The organism is Syntrophotalea acetylenivorans, from assembly GCF_001887775.1.
Lineage (GTDB): Bacteria > Desulfobacterota > Desulfuromonadia > Desulfuromonadales > Syntrophotaleaceae > Syntrophotalea_A > Syntrophotalea_A acetylenivorans.
The window spans coordinates 2,785,225-2,800,811 of record NZ_CP015519.1; the positions used below are offsets into that span (position 1 = coordinate 2,785,225).

At 53.5% G+C, this 15,587-nt stretch carries 13 protein-coding genes; 9 read left to right on the forward strand and 4 right to left on the reverse strand.

Annotated features, from left to right (window positions below):
• Positions 1–67: 67 nt before the first annotated feature.
• Together A7E78_RS12755 and rpoH are read right to left on the reverse strand one after the other, a co-directional pair.
• A complete protein-coding gene (locus tag A7E78_RS12755; RefSeq protein ID WP_072284639.1) occupies positions 68–808 on the reverse strand; it encodes an outer membrane protein assembly factor BamD in 741 nt (246 codons plus the stop codon).
• Between the two features lie 109 nt (positions 809–917).
• Positions 918–1,763 carry an RNA polymerase sigma factor RpoH gene (gene rpoH / locus A7E78_RS12760; protein ID WP_072284640.1) on the reverse strand — a complete coding sequence of 282 codons (846 nt, stop codon included), beginning with the start codon at positions 1,761–1,763 and terminating at the stop codon, positions 918–920.
• Between the two features lie 407 nt (positions 1,764–2,170).
• Here rpoH and mnmM point away from each other — a divergent pair, with 407 nt between their 5' ends.
• The 4 genes from mnmM (at position 2,171) to A7E78_RS12780 (ending at position 6,450) form a co-directional block, all read left to right on the forward strand.
• The gene (mnmM, locus tag A7E78_RS12765; RefSeq protein ID WP_083553097.1) at positions 2,171–2,788 is read left to right on the forward strand and encodes a tRNA 5-(aminomethyl)-2-thiouridylate-methyltransferase MnmM; all 618 of its coding nucleotides are present in this window, start codon (positions 2,171–2,173) and stop codon (positions 2,786–2,788) included.
• Positions 2,789–2,816: 28 nt separating this feature from the next.
• The gene (gene recQ, locus A7E78_RS12770; protein ID WP_072284641.1) at positions 2,817–4,616 is read left to right on the forward strand and encodes a DNA helicase RecQ; all 1,800 of its coding nucleotides are present in this window, start codon (positions 2,817–2,819) and stop codon (positions 4,614–4,616) included.
• 102 nt (positions 4,617–4,718) lie between these two features.
• A complete protein-coding gene (xthA, locus tag A7E78_RS12775; protein WP_072284642.1) occupies positions 4,719–5,555 on the forward strand; it encodes an exodeoxyribonuclease III in 837 nt (278 codons plus the stop codon).
• A 250-nt stretch (positions 5,556–5,805) separates the two neighbouring features.
• Positions 5,806–6,450 carry an OmpW/AlkL family protein gene (locus A7E78_RS12780; protein ID WP_072284643.1) on the forward strand — a complete coding sequence of 215 codons (645 nt, stop codon included), beginning with the start codon at positions 5,806–5,808 and terminating at the stop codon, positions 6,448–6,450.
• Between the two features lie 498 nt (positions 6,451–6,948).
• Here A7E78_RS12780 and A7E78_RS12785 read toward each other — a convergent pair whose 3' ends face one another.
• The gene (locus A7E78_RS12785) at positions 6,949–8,229 is read right to left on the reverse strand and encodes an OmpA family protein (RefSeq protein WP_072284644.1); all 1,281 of its coding nucleotides are present in this window, start codon (positions 8,227–8,229) and stop codon (positions 6,949–6,951) included.
• Positions 8,230–8,449: 220 nt separating this feature from the next.
• Here A7E78_RS12785 and A7E78_RS15550 point away from each other — a divergent pair, with 220 nt between their 5' ends.
• The 3 genes from A7E78_RS15550 (at position 8,450) to A7E78_RS12800 (ending at position 10,585) form a co-directional block, all read left to right on the forward strand.
• A complete protein-coding gene (locus A7E78_RS15550; protein WP_072284645.1) occupies positions 8,450–8,878 on the forward strand; it encodes a DUF6178 family protein in 429 nt (142 codons plus the stop codon).
• Positions 8,836–10,137 carry a DUF6178 family protein gene (locus tag A7E78_RS12795; protein ID WP_250637596.1) on the forward strand — a complete coding sequence of 434 codons (1,302 nt, stop codon included), beginning with the start codon at positions 8,836–8,838 and terminating at the stop codon, positions 10,135–10,137. Before A7E78_RS15550 ends, A7E78_RS12795 begins: the two co-directional genes overlap by 43 nt.
• Positions 10,138–10,381: 244 nt before the next feature.
• Complete coding sequence (locus A7E78_RS12800; protein WP_072284647.1) at positions 10,382–10,585, forward strand: cold-shock protein; 204 nt, start codon at positions 10,382–10,384, stop codon at positions 10,583–10,585.
• Positions 10,586–10,816: 231 nt separating this feature from the next.
• Here A7E78_RS12800 and rlmD read toward each other — a convergent pair whose 3' ends face one another.
• Complete coding sequence (gene rlmD / locus A7E78_RS12805) at positions 10,817–12,205, reverse strand: 23S rRNA (uracil(1939)-C(5))-methyltransferase RlmD (protein WP_072284648.1); 1,389 nt, start codon at positions 12,203–12,205, stop codon at positions 10,817–10,819.
• Positions 12,206–12,402: 197 nt separating this feature from the next.
• Between rlmD and ispG the strand changes: the two genes are divergently transcribed.
• On the forward strand, positions 12,403–13,485 hold the full coding sequence (gene ispG, locus A7E78_RS12810) for a flavodoxin-dependent (E)-4-hydroxy-3-methylbut-2-enyl-diphosphate synthase (RefSeq protein ID WP_072284649.1): 1,083 nt from the start codon (positions 12,403–12,405) through the stop codon (positions 13,483–13,485).
• A gap of 390 nt (positions 13,486–13,875) precedes the next feature.
• The gene (gene pgi, locus A7E78_RS12815; RefSeq protein ID WP_072284650.1) at positions 13,876–15,522 is read left to right on the forward strand and encodes a glucose-6-phosphate isomerase; all 1,647 of its coding nucleotides are present in this window, start codon (positions 13,876–13,878) and stop codon (positions 15,520–15,522) included.
• Positions 15,523–15,587 lie beyond the last annotated feature (65 nt).

The window sequence follows — 15,587 nt, forward strand, 5'->3', positions numbered from 1 at the left end:
GTGCCGTATACGGACGTCAAGAGAAAACCCGGCTGAAAATAAGCCCGGTTTTCTTAGTGAAGCGAAGTCAGAGTTCTTCCCGAAGCAGTTTTTCTGCCTGGGCGTAGTATTCGCTGCCCGGATAATCCTGCAGCATTTTTTCCAGGGTTTTTACTGCCAGGGCAGGGTGGCCGTTGTCCAGATAAGCTTGACCAAGATAGAAAGCGACCTGGTCCAGTCCCGAAAAATCCGGGAAGTCTTCGTAAATGGCGATCAGGCGGTTGATGGCCGAACGGTGCTCACCGGTTTTAAGGTAAAAGCGACCGACGTAGAGTTCGTGTTGGGCCAGATGGTCACGGCAATAGCGAATAATCTCCGGAGCTTCTTTGGCTCGCCAGTCGTCAGGGTAGAGACGTTGCAGGCTTTCAAAGGTGACAATGCTGTTACGGGTTGCCGTCTGATCGCGGTCAATGGCCAGAACCTGATTGAAATAAGACATGCCCAGGCGACTCAATACCCGGGCTGTTTCAGGGTGTCCCGGATGCTGCTTGAGAAAAGTTTCGTAGGCGCTGGCAGCTTCGGGATAGTCCTCTGCCGCAAAATGGGTGTCAGCCAGCAGTAGTTCGGCTTTGGTGTTAATCTCGGCCGATTCATAAATTTCTCGGGCTTTTTCCAGCGAGGTGACAGCTTCCATGTAGTTGCCGTCATCGAATTGGGTTTTGCCCTGGAGGTAATAATCTTCAGCGCTTTTAGGTTGGGGGGGGGCGCCGCCTAGGCAGGCCGCAAGAAAAAAACAAGACAGTAAGACACACAAAAAAGCCGGTTTCATATATCTAGAACCTCAACATTGGATGATTGATAAAAGCTGCGGTAGAGGTTAAGGGATTTGCTGTTGTTTGTCAAACAAACAGGCGTTGTCTGAAAGGCAACAAGCGGGATCAACTGTGAGTGAGGGCGAGTTTCCCTTTGAGTTTTTCTAGCGCGGCTTTTTCGATCTGACGAATGCGCTCGCGACTGACACTGTAATGGTCGGCGAGCTCTTGCAGGGTCTGGGGAGTATCGCAGAGGATGCGTTGCTGAATGATGTGACGCTCTCGTTCCTTGAGTACCGCCAGTGCATCTTCCACCTGGTTGGAAAGAACTTGAGTTTCTTCCTGTTCCAAGAGCAGTGTTTCCTGGTTTTCGCGCTCATCAGCAAGAGAGTCCAACAAGGTATAATCGCTGCCCTCTGTTAGTTTCAGGTCGAGGGATGCGTCCCGGGCGGCCATGCGCAGAGCCATTTCCTCGACTTCGTTGTCGCGCACCGCCAATTCACTGGCAATATCCTGAGGTTCTTCGCGGCCGGTCAAACGCCGCAGAGCGCGCCGGGTCTGGTTGAGTTTGAAAAAGAGTTTCTTCTGAGCCTGAGTCGTTCCGATTTTCACCAGAGACCAGTTTTTCATGATGAAATTATTGATGTAGGCCCGAATCCACCACACGGCATAGGTGATGAATTTAAGTCCCCGCTCAGGATCGAATTTCCTCAACGCCATCATCATGCCGATGTTGCCCTCTTGAATAAGGTCAAGAGTTTTTAGCCCATAGCCTCGATATTCATGTGCGATTTTGACTACGAAACGAAGATTTGCACAGATCAGACGGTGGGCGGACTGCCGGTTGCCATGGTTTTTGTAGGACGTAGCCAGGCGATATTCTTCTTCGCGGCTAAGCAGGTCGAATTTTTTGATCTGGGCAATATATAGGTCAAGGGTGTCGGTAACGACGGGCAGGTAGAGGGTGCTCATTGAAAAGGCCTCCCTGGAATTGAACTTTGTTTGAGTTTTGTTAGCACTCTGATGCTTAGAGTGCTAATACATATAGCAAATCATATTTAATGTTGCAAGCAAAAAGATCTGCTTGCCTTTAACTCCTCTTGCGACATTCATTTTGATGGTGCTTCGGTCTTTGCTTGAAGTCTGTTGAAGGTGTTGACGTGGCAGGGTCGGCTTCCGCTTCAAAGTGCGACCAGATGCGCGTTGACTATCTGCAAGGGGCATATGATAATGAAGGACCATTCGGCCCCCATTGTTTTGTTGGGGCTTCAATGTGGCCTGATCTGGCGTGATTCATGCCGGAGATACTCACGTGATCCGCTATCGCAAAGATGATATGTCTTGCGGCGGCGGGGTGTTCTTTATTCAGGGGCTAGTTCATGACTCTTCCTGCTGGTTTGTTACGTATGGCACCTTGGGCCCATGCCCTGCTGACCGAGGTTCTGCAGCCCGGTGGTCTGGCGGTGGATCTTACTGCCGGAAACGGCCGGGATACTGATTTTTTATTTCGACTGGTGGGCGAGCATGGCAGGGTGCTGGCTTTCGATGTTCAAGAAGAGGCTTTGCAGGCGACGGCCAGCCTGTTGGAGCAGCAGGGGGCAAAGATTCGGTCCGGCAGCCTGAAGGCCGGTGAACCATACGCGGAGTCAGGCATTTATCTGGTGCACGATTGCCATAGCCGTTTGACCAGTTACCTGAGCGAACCGGTTCCTGCCATAATCGCTACTCTCGGTTGCTTGCCCGATAGTGACACCGCTTTTGCCACTGCGTCCCCTTCGACTCTTTCGGCATTGCGGGCAGCTCTTGAATTGCTCCTTCCCGGTGGCCGTCTGGCAGTGATTTGTTATGTCGATCCTTCGGGGCGCGCCACGGAAGCGGAAAAGGTCCAGCAGCTCTTTGCCGGATTGCCGCCTGAATATTGGGATGTATTGCATTTTTCCGTGCCCAACCGCCAAGTTGCGCCGACCCTGTTGGTCGTTGAACGACGGCCGCGATAGCGGGTTTCTTTCCTTTAGCGAGTCGTGAATGTCAGTATTGAAACGGGATCCTCTGGATACCCTGCATAGCGTCTTCGGATACCGATCCTTCCGCCCCTTTCAACAGCAGATTGTCGATGGCTTGATCGCCGGGCAGAGTGCCTTTGTGTTGATGCCCACAGGTGGTGGCAAGTCGATCTGTTACCAGTTGCCTGCATTGCATCGCCCTGGAACCGCCATCGTCGTTTCTCCCTTGATCAGCCTGATGAAAGATCAGGTCGACGCCCTGCGGGTCAACGGCGTCCGCGCGGCATTTTATAATTCATCGCTTCGTAGCGCCGAGGCCCGTCAGGTTCTGGCACAGCTCCACGACGGTCAGTTCGACTTGCTCTATGTCGCTCCAGAGCGATTGATGAGTGAAGGCTTCCTGGAGCGCTTGCGGCAGGTGCCAGTGGCCCTATTCGCTATCGATGAGGCCCATTGCGTCTCTCAATGGGGCCATGATTTCCGCCCGGAGTACGTCCAGCTGGGTAATTTGCGCATGCTTTTTCCCGAAGTGCCGTTGATCGCATTAACGGCTACGGCGGATGCCCAGACCCGGGAAGAGATTCTGCAACGCCTTGGTTTGAACAATGCCGCCAGTTTTATCGCCGGCTTTGACCGGCCTAATATTCGCTATTCGGTGGTGGAAAAGAGTAAGCCGGCTCGCCAATTAATGGACTTTCTCGGTCGGCAGAAGAATCAGTCCGGTATTGTCTATGCGCTAAGCCGCAAGCGGGTCGAAGAGGTAACGAAAAAGCTTCAGCAGGCAGGATTATCCGCCGCGGCTTATCATGCCGGCCTTGGTGATGAAGAGCGGCGGCGGGTGCAGGAGGAGTTTCTGCAGGACGATCTGCAGGTGGTGGTGGCGACTGTCGCTTTCGGTATGGGGATCGACAAGTCCAACGTCCGTTTCGTGGTCCATTACGATCTGCCCAAAAACATTGAAAGTTACTACCAGGAGACCGGCCGAGCCGGGCGCGACGGGCTGCCGGCCGAGGCGCTGCTGTTATTCGGCTACGGCGACATCGCCATCAGTCGAGGACTGATCGAACAGGGCCGCAATGAGCGCCAGAAGCGCATCGACCTGCATAAGCTTAATTCCATGGTGGCTTTTGCCGAGGCGCAGCTCTGTCGCCGGCGTGTGCTGCTTGGATATTTCGGCGAGCAATTGGAGGCCGATTGCGGCAATTGCGATATTTGCCTTGATCCCCCTGAACTCTATGATGCTACCGAAGATGCCCAAAAAGCTCTGTCCTGCGTCTTCCGGGTCGGTCAGCGTTTCGGGGCCGGCCATGTCATCGACGTGTTGCGAGGTGCAAAGAATCAGCGCGTCGGGCAACTGGGGCACGATAAGCTATCGACTTACGGAATCGGTCGCGACCATAGCCAGGAGGCCTGGGGCAGCCTGTTGCGTCAGCTGATTCATCTCGGTTATCTGGAACAGGATGTAGGCAACTATTCGATCCTCAAGCTGACAGCCACCGCCCGCCCTTTGTTGCGCGGCGAAGAAGTGTTGAATCTGGCCCGACCGCGGGTACGGGTTGGCGGGACGAAAAAGCCGTCCAGCAAGAGGGCGGAGGAGTATCAGCCCGATCCGAAGCTGTTCGAGGCCTTGCGGACCTTGCGCAAGAGCTTAGCGGAGCGCGACCATGTGCCGCCCTTCGTGGTCTTCAGCGATGCCACCCTGGCAGAGATGGCCAGTGTTCGTCCTACTCATGACTCGGCCCTGCTGGAAATAAACGGGGTAGGGCGGCGCAAGTTGGAGCGCTACGGCACCGAATTTCTTGACCTGATTCGTTCCCATTGATTACAGAACATGGCTGGATTTTATCCGGAAGCGGCTTTTTTCCGTCCTGGCGGCGTCAATCTGCGGCCTGCCACTAATGATAGCGATCAGAGGAGTCTTGTAGTGAAAATCGTATCCTTCAATGTCAACGGGATTCGTGCCCGACTGCACCAGCTGCAAGAGCTGGTCGAGCGGCAGCGGCCTGATATTATCGGATTGCAGGAAACCAAAGCGCAAGATGCAGATTTTCCCCTGGCTGCCGTACAGGAACTCGGCTACCAGGTTCAGTATCACGGCCAGAAAAGCCACTACGGTGTGGCCCTGATGTCTCGCTGTGAACCTCTTGAGGTGCAGAAGGGATTTCCCGATGACACTGAGGACGATCAGCGTCGATTGTTGGCGGCTTCCTTTGCTTTGGATGATGGTGGCAAGCTGTGGGTCCTTAACGGATATTTCCCCCAGGGTGAAAGCCGCAGCCATCCGACCAAGTTTTCTGCCAAAGAGCGTTTTTATACAAAATTGCACCATTTTTTGCAGCATCGCTTTGATCCGTCCGACCGGCTGGTGGTGACGGGGGATCTCAACGTGGCACCGGACGATCTCGATGTCGGCATCGGCGCCGACAACGCCAAGCGCTGGCTGCGAACCGGTAAATGCAGTTTTCTGCCGGAAGAGCGCCAGTGGCTGCAGAACCTTCAGGAGTGGGGTCTGGTCGATACCTTCCGTGCTAAAAAGCCTTTGGCGGATAACCGCTTCAGCTGGTTCGACTATCGTAGCCGGGGTTTCGACCGGGAGCCTAAACGGGGTTTGCGCATCGATCTCTTATTGGCCAGTCAGCCCTTGGCCGAATGTTGCAGTAATGTCGGAATCGACTATGATATTCGTGCCATGGAGCGTCCGTCGGATCACTGCCCGGTTTGGGCAGAGTTCAATCTGGACGTATTTAAGAAGGCCGAATAAAACTAGTAGCTTATGAAATAATGGGGCTTTTCGTGGGCCTTTGGTTGGCTCTTTTTGAATGTCGAGGGCACGGCAGGCAAGTGCGATAAAAGGTTGACAGTTCAACTATAAAACTGGTATTAGCCTATGGGTTATTCTGACAGAACACGGTTAGTGTCATGTTAGAAATTCATTTGAAATCTGTTGTGTGAAGCGGCAGGGGGTCGCTTCATTTTGTTCAACAAGTTGATGGAAGTTTTGGGAGGTAAATGTGAACCGGAGCAAATTTGCAGTATTGGTTGGCGCCCTGTGCGCCGTAGTATTCGCTTTCTCCATGGTGTCTACCGCCATGGCGGCTGAAGATTTCAAGCGCTGGAGTCTGAGCACTCAGATCATGTACCTTGACGTGGATCTCGGTGCCGATGATCTTGATGCTTATGGCAAAATTAGTGCCGAAGACACCATGACCGGCGGTCTGGTGGTGGAATACTTCTTCACCCCCAACGTCAGCGCCGAGCTGGTGGCTGCTATCGCCCATGTCGATATCGATCTTGGTAGCGCTGTTGCTAACGGTGACACCTGGGTGCTGCCCCCTTCTTTGTACGCCAAGTACCACTTCATGCCGGAATCAAGAATCAGCCCTTATGTTGGTGCTGGCATTAACTGGATGTTCTTCTGGGGTGAAGGCATGACTGTGAATGCATTGGGTAACGCCGACGCCGAACTGCAGATCGATAACAGCTTTGGTTGGAACGCCAAGATCGGTGCCGACATCAAGATCACCGAGAACGTTTATGCCAATGTCGATATCATGTACCTCAACAACGAAACCGAGCTCGACACTGCTATAGCCAGAAACGTCGATCTCGACGTCGAAGTTTGGAGCTACAATGTTGGTCTGAAGTACCGTTTCTAAGATTTAAACATAGAAACATCCAAAGGGTCTGCTTCGGCAGGCCCTTTTTTTGTTCCATATTTGAGAAATATTTCACAGCAGGTATGGGGCGCAGGGACGGTTGGACCCTCTGGCTTCTCGAAATGATTCACCGCCAAGAGCGCAAGGAGCGCAGAGAAAAATCAATAGTTGTTGGCTAGCTGGGCTATGCCGTCCTTGACGTTGAGGGAGGGAGATATTGTCAGTAGCCCCACTTCTTTCTCTGATATGTGTCTTTCCTCTGCGCTCTCGGCGTCCTTGGCGGTAAGATGCTTTTAACCGCTATTCAATTTGCCGCAGGGCGCAATGCGCGCTGTGAAAACCCGGTGAAAAATGTCGACTCGAGGTAGGTGGCAACAGACGGTTTTGTTTTCTCCACGGTCATTGCGGGGAGTGGACGGGCATGAGGCGGTCTTTGTCTAAAAAGAAAAGGCCGGACAGGTGGCCGGCCTTTGTTACATCAAGTGCTGGAAGTTTGAATTATTCAGGGGTAATCGCGCAGCAGGACAGCTCAACCCGGCGGTTTCGCTGCCGTCCTTCGGCGGTGTCGTTGCTGGCAATGGGGGCTTTCTCACCGAAGCCGCGAGCAAAGAGTTTGTCCGCATCCAGGTCGAAGTTCTCTACTAGATAGGCGCGTACGCTTTCAGCCCGACGTAGGGACAGGGCTTCATTGTACGGCTCATTGCCCGTCGAATCGGTATGGCCGGCAACCAGGATCTTTTGGTTGGAATATTTGCGAATAAAGGCCGCGCCCTTGGCCAGTTCGTCATGGTACCTGGGTTTGATATCGGACTTGTCGACATCGAACTCAATAGACAAAGTGATGGAAATGGGACAGCCTTTTTCGTCCACCGTTAAGCCGGCCGGGGTTTCAGGGCACTCGTCCATGTCGTCGTAGACGCCGTCACCATCGCTGTCTTGGGGGCACCCCTTGTCGTTCACCGTTGTCCCGGTCGGGGTTTCCGGGCAGTCATCAAGATAATCGGCAATGCCGTCACCGTCGCTATCCAGCGGGCAGCCGGTTTCAGTCACGGCCACGCCGGCGGGGGTGTCGGGACACTGGTCCAGTTCGTTGTAGACGCCGTCTCCGTCATTATCCAGCGGGCAGCCGGCTCTGTCGACCGCTATTCCGACCGGCGTGTTGGCGCAGGCATCACGTATCTCGGGTACTCCATCTCCATCGCTGTCGATGGAAGGAACAGGCTTGGGCGCTTCTGTGGTTTTGCCGCCCATCAAGTAAGTCAGCCCGGCGGTGTAGGTAAAGTTGTGTTCGGGATCGCCGAAGGCTAGAATGTGGCGGACGTCGCCTCGTAGCGCCAGGTCCTCGGTGAAAAAGTATTTGAGGCCAACCCCGTAATCGATGAGAAAACTGGTGTCCGTACCCTCGTTTTTGGGGTCTAGGGATATACCGCCCAGGCCACCGGCGATATAGGGAACCAGGGCGCTGTCGGGCATGAAGTGGTAGAGGGTATCAAGGCGATAGACCAAGCCGTCGACGTCGGAGCCGCTGCTGTTGGCGTTGGCGTCGAAATAATTGAGCACGAACTCTGTGCTCCAGGTATCGGTCAGGTTGTATCCCAGGCCAAGGCTGTAGGCTAGTGCATCGTCCAGGTCCTGATCGCCTTCAAAGATATAGCCGCCGAGCATGGGCGAAATATTAAAACTGTTGGAGCGGTTGGCTGCCGGCACCGGTGCGGCCAGTAGACCGCAGGCAACGATTGCAACCGCAATTCTGGCCAGCAGGCTCTTTAAGTTGTTCATTGGGGTGTCTCCTTGGGCCGTAATTTCTATCGTCAAGCCATTGGTGCAGGGCGCAGAATATCAGTTCAAATAATAGCATTGCTCATAGACATTTTAAAGAAAATTTTCACAAAAGGCGCACAAAAAAAGGAGATATCGTTTGTTCTGTCTTGACCCTGGTGGTGTGCTGAATTATCATTATCAGTTTTCAAATCCAAACTATTGTAGGAGTTAACGTCATATGAACCATCCTGAGCCAGCCGAAACCAAACAAAATCGGTCCCGGTCCTTGCTTCGTCTAAGCAAGGCCGCCCGCGTTAAGGAGCTGAATGCTCTACCCGTGGAAGAACGTCTGGCTATGATCCACAGTGCTCAAGGGAAGGACAAGTATAGCCTGTTGCTTGATGCCGCAGATGGTCAGCAGTTGCTCCAGATTTTACCACCACAGGATCTTTTTTTGTTGATCAAGGAATTAGGGCGTGAAGATTCCAGGGATCTGGTCGCCATGGCCTCCATGGACCAGGTAACGGTCTGCATCGATCTTGATAGCTGGCAGGGAGACCAGCTTGACGATGAGACGTCATTAGACTGGCTTTTGGCGGCTTTGGGGGGACGGAAGAAGAGCAGTTGCAGAGACTGTATGATTTTGATTTTGATCTTCTTGTACTGATACTGCAGCGGTCGATGACAGTTGTTAAAGGGCCTGATGATTTGTGTGATGACGATCAGGAACCGGGTTCGGGAGTGATGCCCTATGAATTCGAGTTCCGGGATGCTGAATTGGCCAAGCCCTTAGGTGCTCTCGTTAGTGCGTTGTTTTGCCGAGATGAATTTTTTTGTCGGCGTTTGCTTGACGCATTGCGCAGTGAATTGCCTTCGGTGCTGGAAGAAGAGGTTTATCAACAAAGGCGTAACCGTCTTCTTGAATATGGTTTCCCGGATTCTTTTGAGGCGATGGGGGTCTATGCTCGCCTGGATGTCGACCGGTTTAACCTGGATGAGTTCTCCCGGCCGGAGACTTTTTTCGAGCCTGGTCCGGTGGCGCCAGGGTTTGCTCTGGCCGAAGTGCCTTCAAGTTCTTTGCTGGCCGAGGTCCTTGCCGCCGGAATCGACGCTGCCAATGTCTGGGATCTGAGTTTTCTGCTGAATCGGGTGATGGTTGCCGACCGTGTCGATGTAGGCGACTCTGCTGCAGTGCAGGAAACCCTGGAGCAGGTATACGGATATTTAAATATCGCTTTGGAGCAACTTTGTGGCAGCTCCCTGGAAAAAGCTCAAGAGCTTTTTGAGGGGACCTATCTGGTAGGGCTGTTCCGATTTGGTTACAGTGTGGTTCTGGGGTTGCAGCAGGAAGCTCGTCGTTTGACGGCTTCTTCTGTCGGACCTTATTTGGATGGTCCATATGCTGCGCTGACAGCGTCCCTGCTGGGGCGGAAACCGCGCTATTGCATTGCTTTTGATGGAACAGCACGGGCGGGAGACCTCCCCTTTTCGTCCTTGAAGCAGGTCGAGGCGACACGACAGAGGTTGGCTGATGTCGAAACGCAACGGCGTTTGTTTGAAGGGTGTTTCCCCTTTGATCTGCCCGGTTCGCAAGAGCCTGAGGCGGAGCGTTCTGGCCTTGCTGAAGTCGACCAGCTGACCCTGTCTGAGATTTTCCTGACCGCATTGGCCAACCGGATACTGAACCGCGACTTCGCACCGGCGCCGATCCCTTCTGGCGATCTTTCCGTATTGCATGGTTTGATTGTCGAAAACGGTCGAGTTTCCGCATCTTTGCGCCAAAAGACCTTTGACTGGTTGAATTCGCTGGAGCCGGGGGCGGAAAACTTTGGTCATTTTTGTCTTAGCATTTGGGATGAAGAATTCTGCGGTCTTGACCCTGCGGCTCTTGACCCCCGCTATATCGGTGGATTGCTCCTTAAATAATCAATCCCCATAAAAAACAAACACAGTGCTAAAAATGTCCTTTCAGAATATTTTTTTTGTGTGAGCTGCTTGATTTCCCCCTAAAGCTATGTTAATAGGATTGAATTAAGCAGCGATGAGGTCTTCGGTTGGCGGTAGCAGAGGGTTGCCTGAACGGTCGTTGAAATCCTTGCTGGCTTATCTTTTCGAAGTTGTCACAGGGCAACGAACGTTTGGTCAAGTTGCGAAACAAAGGAGTAGAGAAATGGCAGAAGGTGTAGTGAAGTGGTTCAATGACGCCAAGGGGTTCGGGTTTATCGAGCAGGAGGGTGGTCCCGATGTTTTTGTACATTTTTCGGTAATTCAGAGCGAAGGATTTAAATCTCTGGCCGAAGGCGAGCGGGTGAGCTTCGAGATCACCGAAGGTCAAAAAGGTCCACAGGCAGCCAATGTGGTGAAGCAAGGCTGACCTGTTCATTTTTAGATTTTAAGGCTCCCCGGTGAATACCGGGGAGCCTTTTTTGATGGTGCGCTATAAAAGGTCCGCCCTGCGGAGTTCCGGTGTTTTTTCAGGGCCTGGGCATATTAAAAGTGTATCTTAACCCTCGAAAAAAAATACTTGAAATTATTGCTCAAATTCATCAAAGGTGCTTTGCCAATAGCTCTTTTGAGGCGGCAGGCAGGATAGATGGTGGACGGTTTAGTTTCTGTGTTGCAGGTGCACGACCGTTTCCAGGTGCGCCGTCTGGGGAAACATGTCGACCGGCTGCAGTTCGGTGACCCTGTAGCTTTTTTCATGCAGGAGGTCAAGGTCCCGGGCCAAGGTTGCCGGATTGCAAGAGACATAGATGATCCTGGCCGGTGCAAGTTCGGCGAGTGCTTCCAGGACTTCTGCCTGACAGCCGCTGCGGGGCGGGTTGATTACTGCCACCTTGACACTGTCGGGAGCCAGATCGTGAATCAGTTCGGCGCTGTCTCCCGCCAGGAAATGGCAATTACCCAGGCGGTTCATTCGGGCATTTTCACAAGCATTGAGCACGGCTTCTTCGACCACCTCAATACCGGTGACACTACCTGCGTCTTTGGCCAAGTGCAGGGCGATGCCGCCGATGCCGCAATAAAGGTCCAGGGCGGTCTCATGGTTTTCGAGGGCAGCCCATTTGCGGACCAGCTCGTAAATGCGGGCGGCCTGTTCATGATTAACCTGGAAAAAGGAGGTCGGTGAGATTCGCAGACGGATATCGCCCACCTGATCGATGAGATCCGGAACTCCGAGCATCCGAATCGTTTCCCGACCCATGACCACATTGCCCGTCGACCCGTTGATGTTCTGGTGTACTGATATGACCTCGGGGACTTTACGGGCCAGCCACTTGGCCAGATGTGTAATTTCCCGGTAGTTTCGTTCTGCGGTGACAAAGGTCACCATGGCCTTTTCGTTTTTGGGGCTGACCTTAATCAGCAGGTAGCGCAGCAGGCCGCGCCGGGTTTGAGGGTCGTAAATGAAGATCTTTTGTCGCTGAATTTCGTCTTTGACCGTACGGACAATGCGGTTGATCAGCGGATGGTGAAGGGGGCAGTCTTCAATGTCGACCACCTTATGAGTGCCGCGGCGATACAGGCCGATATGGACTTTCCCTCGTTCTTTACTCAGGGCCAGTTTAGCGTTGGTACGGTAGCCTAAGGGATGTTCGGCAGCCAAGATCGGTTGGGGTTGAAGGTCTTTCAACATTTCAAAGTCGGCTAGCGCCTGCTTCAATTTCGCCGATTTGTAGCGAAGTTGTGCCTCGTAGTCCATCTGGATCAGGGCGCAGCTCTGACAACGTTCTGCAAGATTGCAGGGCGAGGTTCTGCGTAACGGACTTTTTTCCAATACTCGACGTAGTTGGCCGATGCTGCGTCGCTGACCGGAATGTTCGATGGCAACGAGAACTTTTTCTCCGGCAAGGGCGCCGGCAACCAGCAATTCCTTGCCTTCGTGGTAGGCAATCCCGACCCCTTCGTCATTAAGTTGACTGATGGTGGCCTGGGTTGTCGGCAGGGACTGTCGGCGTCGGGGGCGATTATTATTAGTAGGGCGTTTGGCCATGGTTCGTTTCCGATTAAAGGTGGGTCTTATTGCTGTGTTCGCGCACCTTACTCTGTCGTCGCGTTGCTGTCAACGCCGCTGCGAGCGGGGCCAGGATACCCTGCCTTGACTTGTACAATGGTCAGTCGTACACTTTAGCCGCTCCAAGTTATGAAAATGATAGCGAAGTTGCCATCGATGGCTGAAAAAGGATAGTTATGCCTCAACAAACCCGTCAGATTTTTGTAGGTGATCTCCCCATCGGCGGCGGAGCGCCAATAGCTGTCCAGTCCATGTGCAGTACCGATACTCGGGATATTTCGGCGACCTTGACCCAGATTGAGGGGCTGACGACTGCCGGCTGTGACATTGTGCGTTGCGCCGTGCCGGATGAAGAGGCGGCCGATGCTCTGGCGGCGATTCGCAAGGGCTGTCGCATTCCCCTTGTCGCTGATATTCATTTCGATTACCGGTTGGCCCTGGCGGCTCTCGAAAACGGCGTCGATGCCCTGCGGCTCAATCCCGGGAATATCGGTGAGCGCTGGAAAGTCGAAGAGGTGGTCCGGGCCTGCGCCGAACGCCGGGTACCGATTCGTATCGGCGTCAACGGGGGATCTCTCGAGAAAGAACTGCTGGCCAAGCATGGTCATCCCTCCGCTGCTGCCATGGTCGAAAGTGCCCTGGGTCATATTCGTATCCTCGAGGATCTTGGCTACCGGGAAATCAAGGTCAGCCTCAAGGCCTCGGACGTTCGGCGAACCGTGGACGCCTATCGCCTGTTGGCAGAAAAAGTCGATTATCCCTTGCATATCGGTATTACCGAAGCCGGCACGACCTGGGGCGGTACGATCAAGAGTGCCGTGGGGCTTGGCACTCTGCTTTATGACGGTATCGGCGACACCTTGAGAGTATCCTTGACCGGGGACCCGGTGGAGGAAGTTCGGGTCGGCTGGGAGATCTTGCGGGCCCTGGATTTGCGTGATCGGGGCCCGATCTTTATCAGCTGCCCGACTTGCGGCCGCTGCCAGGTCGACCTTATCCCCGTTGCCGAGGAGGTCGAACGGCGATTGCGTGATCTGCCCAAAAAAATTGTGGTGGCGGTGATGGGCTGTGTGGTGAACGGTCCAGGCGAAGCCCGCGAAGCCGATGTCGGCATTGCCGGAGGCAAAGGGCAAGGCTTGCTGTTTCGCCGTGGCGAGGTGGTACGCAAGGTGCCACAGGACGAACTTGCCGATGCATTGGTGGCCGAGGCCTGGAGTTTGGTTGAAGAGGAAGGGGCGATCGAGGGCGGCGAAAAATGATCAATTGCCAAAAGTATTCATAAGATTATCTAAAAGCCGGTTTTCCAGTTTTGTCTGGAGGCCGGCTTTTTGTTTAGTTTATTCGATTTGAACCATTGAAAAAAGCGTATCTCACGCCCGTTCGCTTCGCTCACTTAAGCCGCAAAGACGCAAAGGAAACCCGAAGAGAAGGGTTTTGACTTTCTTTGCGTCTTTGCGGCTTGAGCGACTGAAAGGAGCGAGCGTGAGAATGTTTTTGAATTTTAATCCTTTTTTCTAATGTCTATGTATAAGGTCTTTTTCGACCTCGGGGTTTGACAAGGTCCAACCTGGCGGGTATTTAAAAGGGCGAGCCTATGCGCTGGAAATTAATAAACATTTCATGATCCCCCTTGAAAAGGAGCTGATTTCGTGCTGACTCAGACCAAGGCCTGGCAGGATCTCTCGAAACATTGGCGAGACGTATCTGGATTGCACATGCGGGATCTGTTTGCTGCAGAGCCTGACCGTTTCGAACGCTTTTCCCTGTCTGTGGAAAATATTCTCTTTGATTTTTCGAAAAACCGCATTACCGACGAAACCCTGAAACTTCTGTTCGATCTGGCGCGGGAGACGGGGGTGGAAGAAAAACGCGAACGCATGTTTGCCGGTGAAGCGATCAATTTTACCGAAGGCCGGTCCGTGCTGCATGTGGCTCTACGCAATTTTTCCGACCGGCCCATGCCGGTGGCCGGCAAGGACGTCATGCCGCAAGTGCGCCGCGTACTGCAACAGATGAAGCGTTTTTGTGCACAGGTGCATAGTGGCGACTGGCTCGGATACAGTGGCCTGCCGGTGCGTGATGTGGTTAATATCGGAATCGGTGGTTCGGACCTCGGTCCTCTGATGGTCACCGAAGCCCTTAAGCCCTATGGCCAGAAGGGACTGCGGGTTCACTTCGTTTCCAACGTCGATGCGTCTCATTTAACGGAAACTCTCAAAGACCTCAACCCCGAAACGACCCTGTTTCTCATCGCCTCCAAGACCTTCTCCACTCAGGAGACCTTGACGAACGCCCATTCGGCCCGAGATTGGTTGCTGGGTGCCGCCGGAGATGAACGGGCGGTTGCCAAGCACTTTGTCGCCCTTTCCAGCCATGTGGAGCGGGTGCGCCGGTTCGGCATCGACCCGCAAAATATGTTCGAGTTTTGGGATTGGGTCGGTGGGCGCTATTCTTTGTGGTCGGCTATTGGTCTGTCCATCGCCCTCTATGTCGGTATGGATCAGTTTGAAGAGTTGCTGGCCGGTGCCCATATCGTGGACGAGCATTTTCGGCAGGAACCACTGGAAAGTAATATCCCTGTCATTATGGGATTGCTCGGTATCTGGTACGCTAACTTTTTTGGCGCCAAAAGCCATGCTGTTCTGCCTTACGATCAATATTTGCACCGCTTTCCCGCTTATCTGCAACAGGGAGATATGGAAAGCAACGGTAAACGCGTACGTTCTAATGGTCAGCCGGTGCAATGGTCCACCGGGCCGGTCGTTTGGGGCGAACCGGGCACCAACGGTCAGCATGCTTTCTATCAACTCATTCATCAGGGCACCCACTTGGTGCCGGCCGATTTTCTGGCGGCCGTGGTCGGGCCTCATCCCCTGGGTCGGCATCATGCGATTTTGCTCTCCAACTTCTTTGCTCAGCCCGAAGCACTGATGAAGGGGCGTACGGAGCAGGAAGCCCGTCAAGAGATGCAGAATGCCGATCTTGACGCCAATGAGATTGAGCGCCTGTTGCCCCATCGCCAGTTCCCCGGCAATCGACCGAGTAATTCCTTTTTGTATCGCAAGTTGACTCCTCGAACCCTTGGCTCCTTGATTGCCCTTTATGAACACAAGATTTTCGTCCAGGGTGCCATCTGGGATATCAACTCCTTTGATCAATGGGGGGTGGAGTTGGGCAAGCAGCTGGCGGGAACGATTCTGCAGGAACTTGAAGAAGAGGGGGCGGCGAATGGCCACGATGCTTCGACGAACGGCCTGATTAATTACTATAAAAAATCCAGCGGTCGATTGGACTGATAGGAGCCTCCGGCCTAAGGGGAGTGCTTATCTCAGGTTTATAATGTATTTGTGCCGAGAGCTTT

Bases quoted from the DNA above. Each gene is read 5' to 3' on its own strand.
- recQ (WP_072284641.1), top strand. From the start codon at position 2,817: ATGTCAGTATTGAAACGGGATCCTCTGGATACCCTGCATAGCGTCTTC.
- A7E78_RS12755 (WP_072284639.1), bottom strand. From the start codon at position 808: ATGAAACCGGCTTTTTTGTGTGTCTTACTGTCTTGTTTTTTTCTTGCG.
- rpoH (WP_072284640.1), bottom strand. From the start codon at position 1,763: ATGAGCACCCTCTACCTGCCCGTCGTTACCGACACCCTTGACCTATAT.
- A7E78_RS12800 (WP_072284647.1), top strand. From the start codon at position 10,382: ATGGCAGAAGGTGTAGTGAAGTGGTTCAATGACGCCAAGGGGTTCGGG.
- A7E78_RS15550 (WP_072284645.1), top strand. From the start codon at position 8,450: ATGAACCATCCTGAGCCAGCCGAAACCAAACAAAATCGGTCCCGGTCC.
- mnmM (WP_083553097.1), top strand. From the start codon at position 2,171: ATGACTCTTCCTGCTGGTTTGTTACGTATGGCACCTTGGGCCCATGCC.
- rlmD (WP_072284648.1), bottom strand. From the start codon at position 12,205: ATGGCCAAACGCCCTACTAATAATAATCGCCCCCGACGCCGACAGTCC.
- A7E78_RS12785 (WP_072284644.1), bottom strand. From the start codon at position 8,229: ATGAACAACTTAAAGAGCCTGCTGGCCAGAATTGCGGTTGCAATCGTT.
- ispG (WP_072284649.1), top strand. From the start codon at position 12,403: ATGCCTCAACAAACCCGTCAGATTTTTGTAGGTGATCTCCCCATCGGC.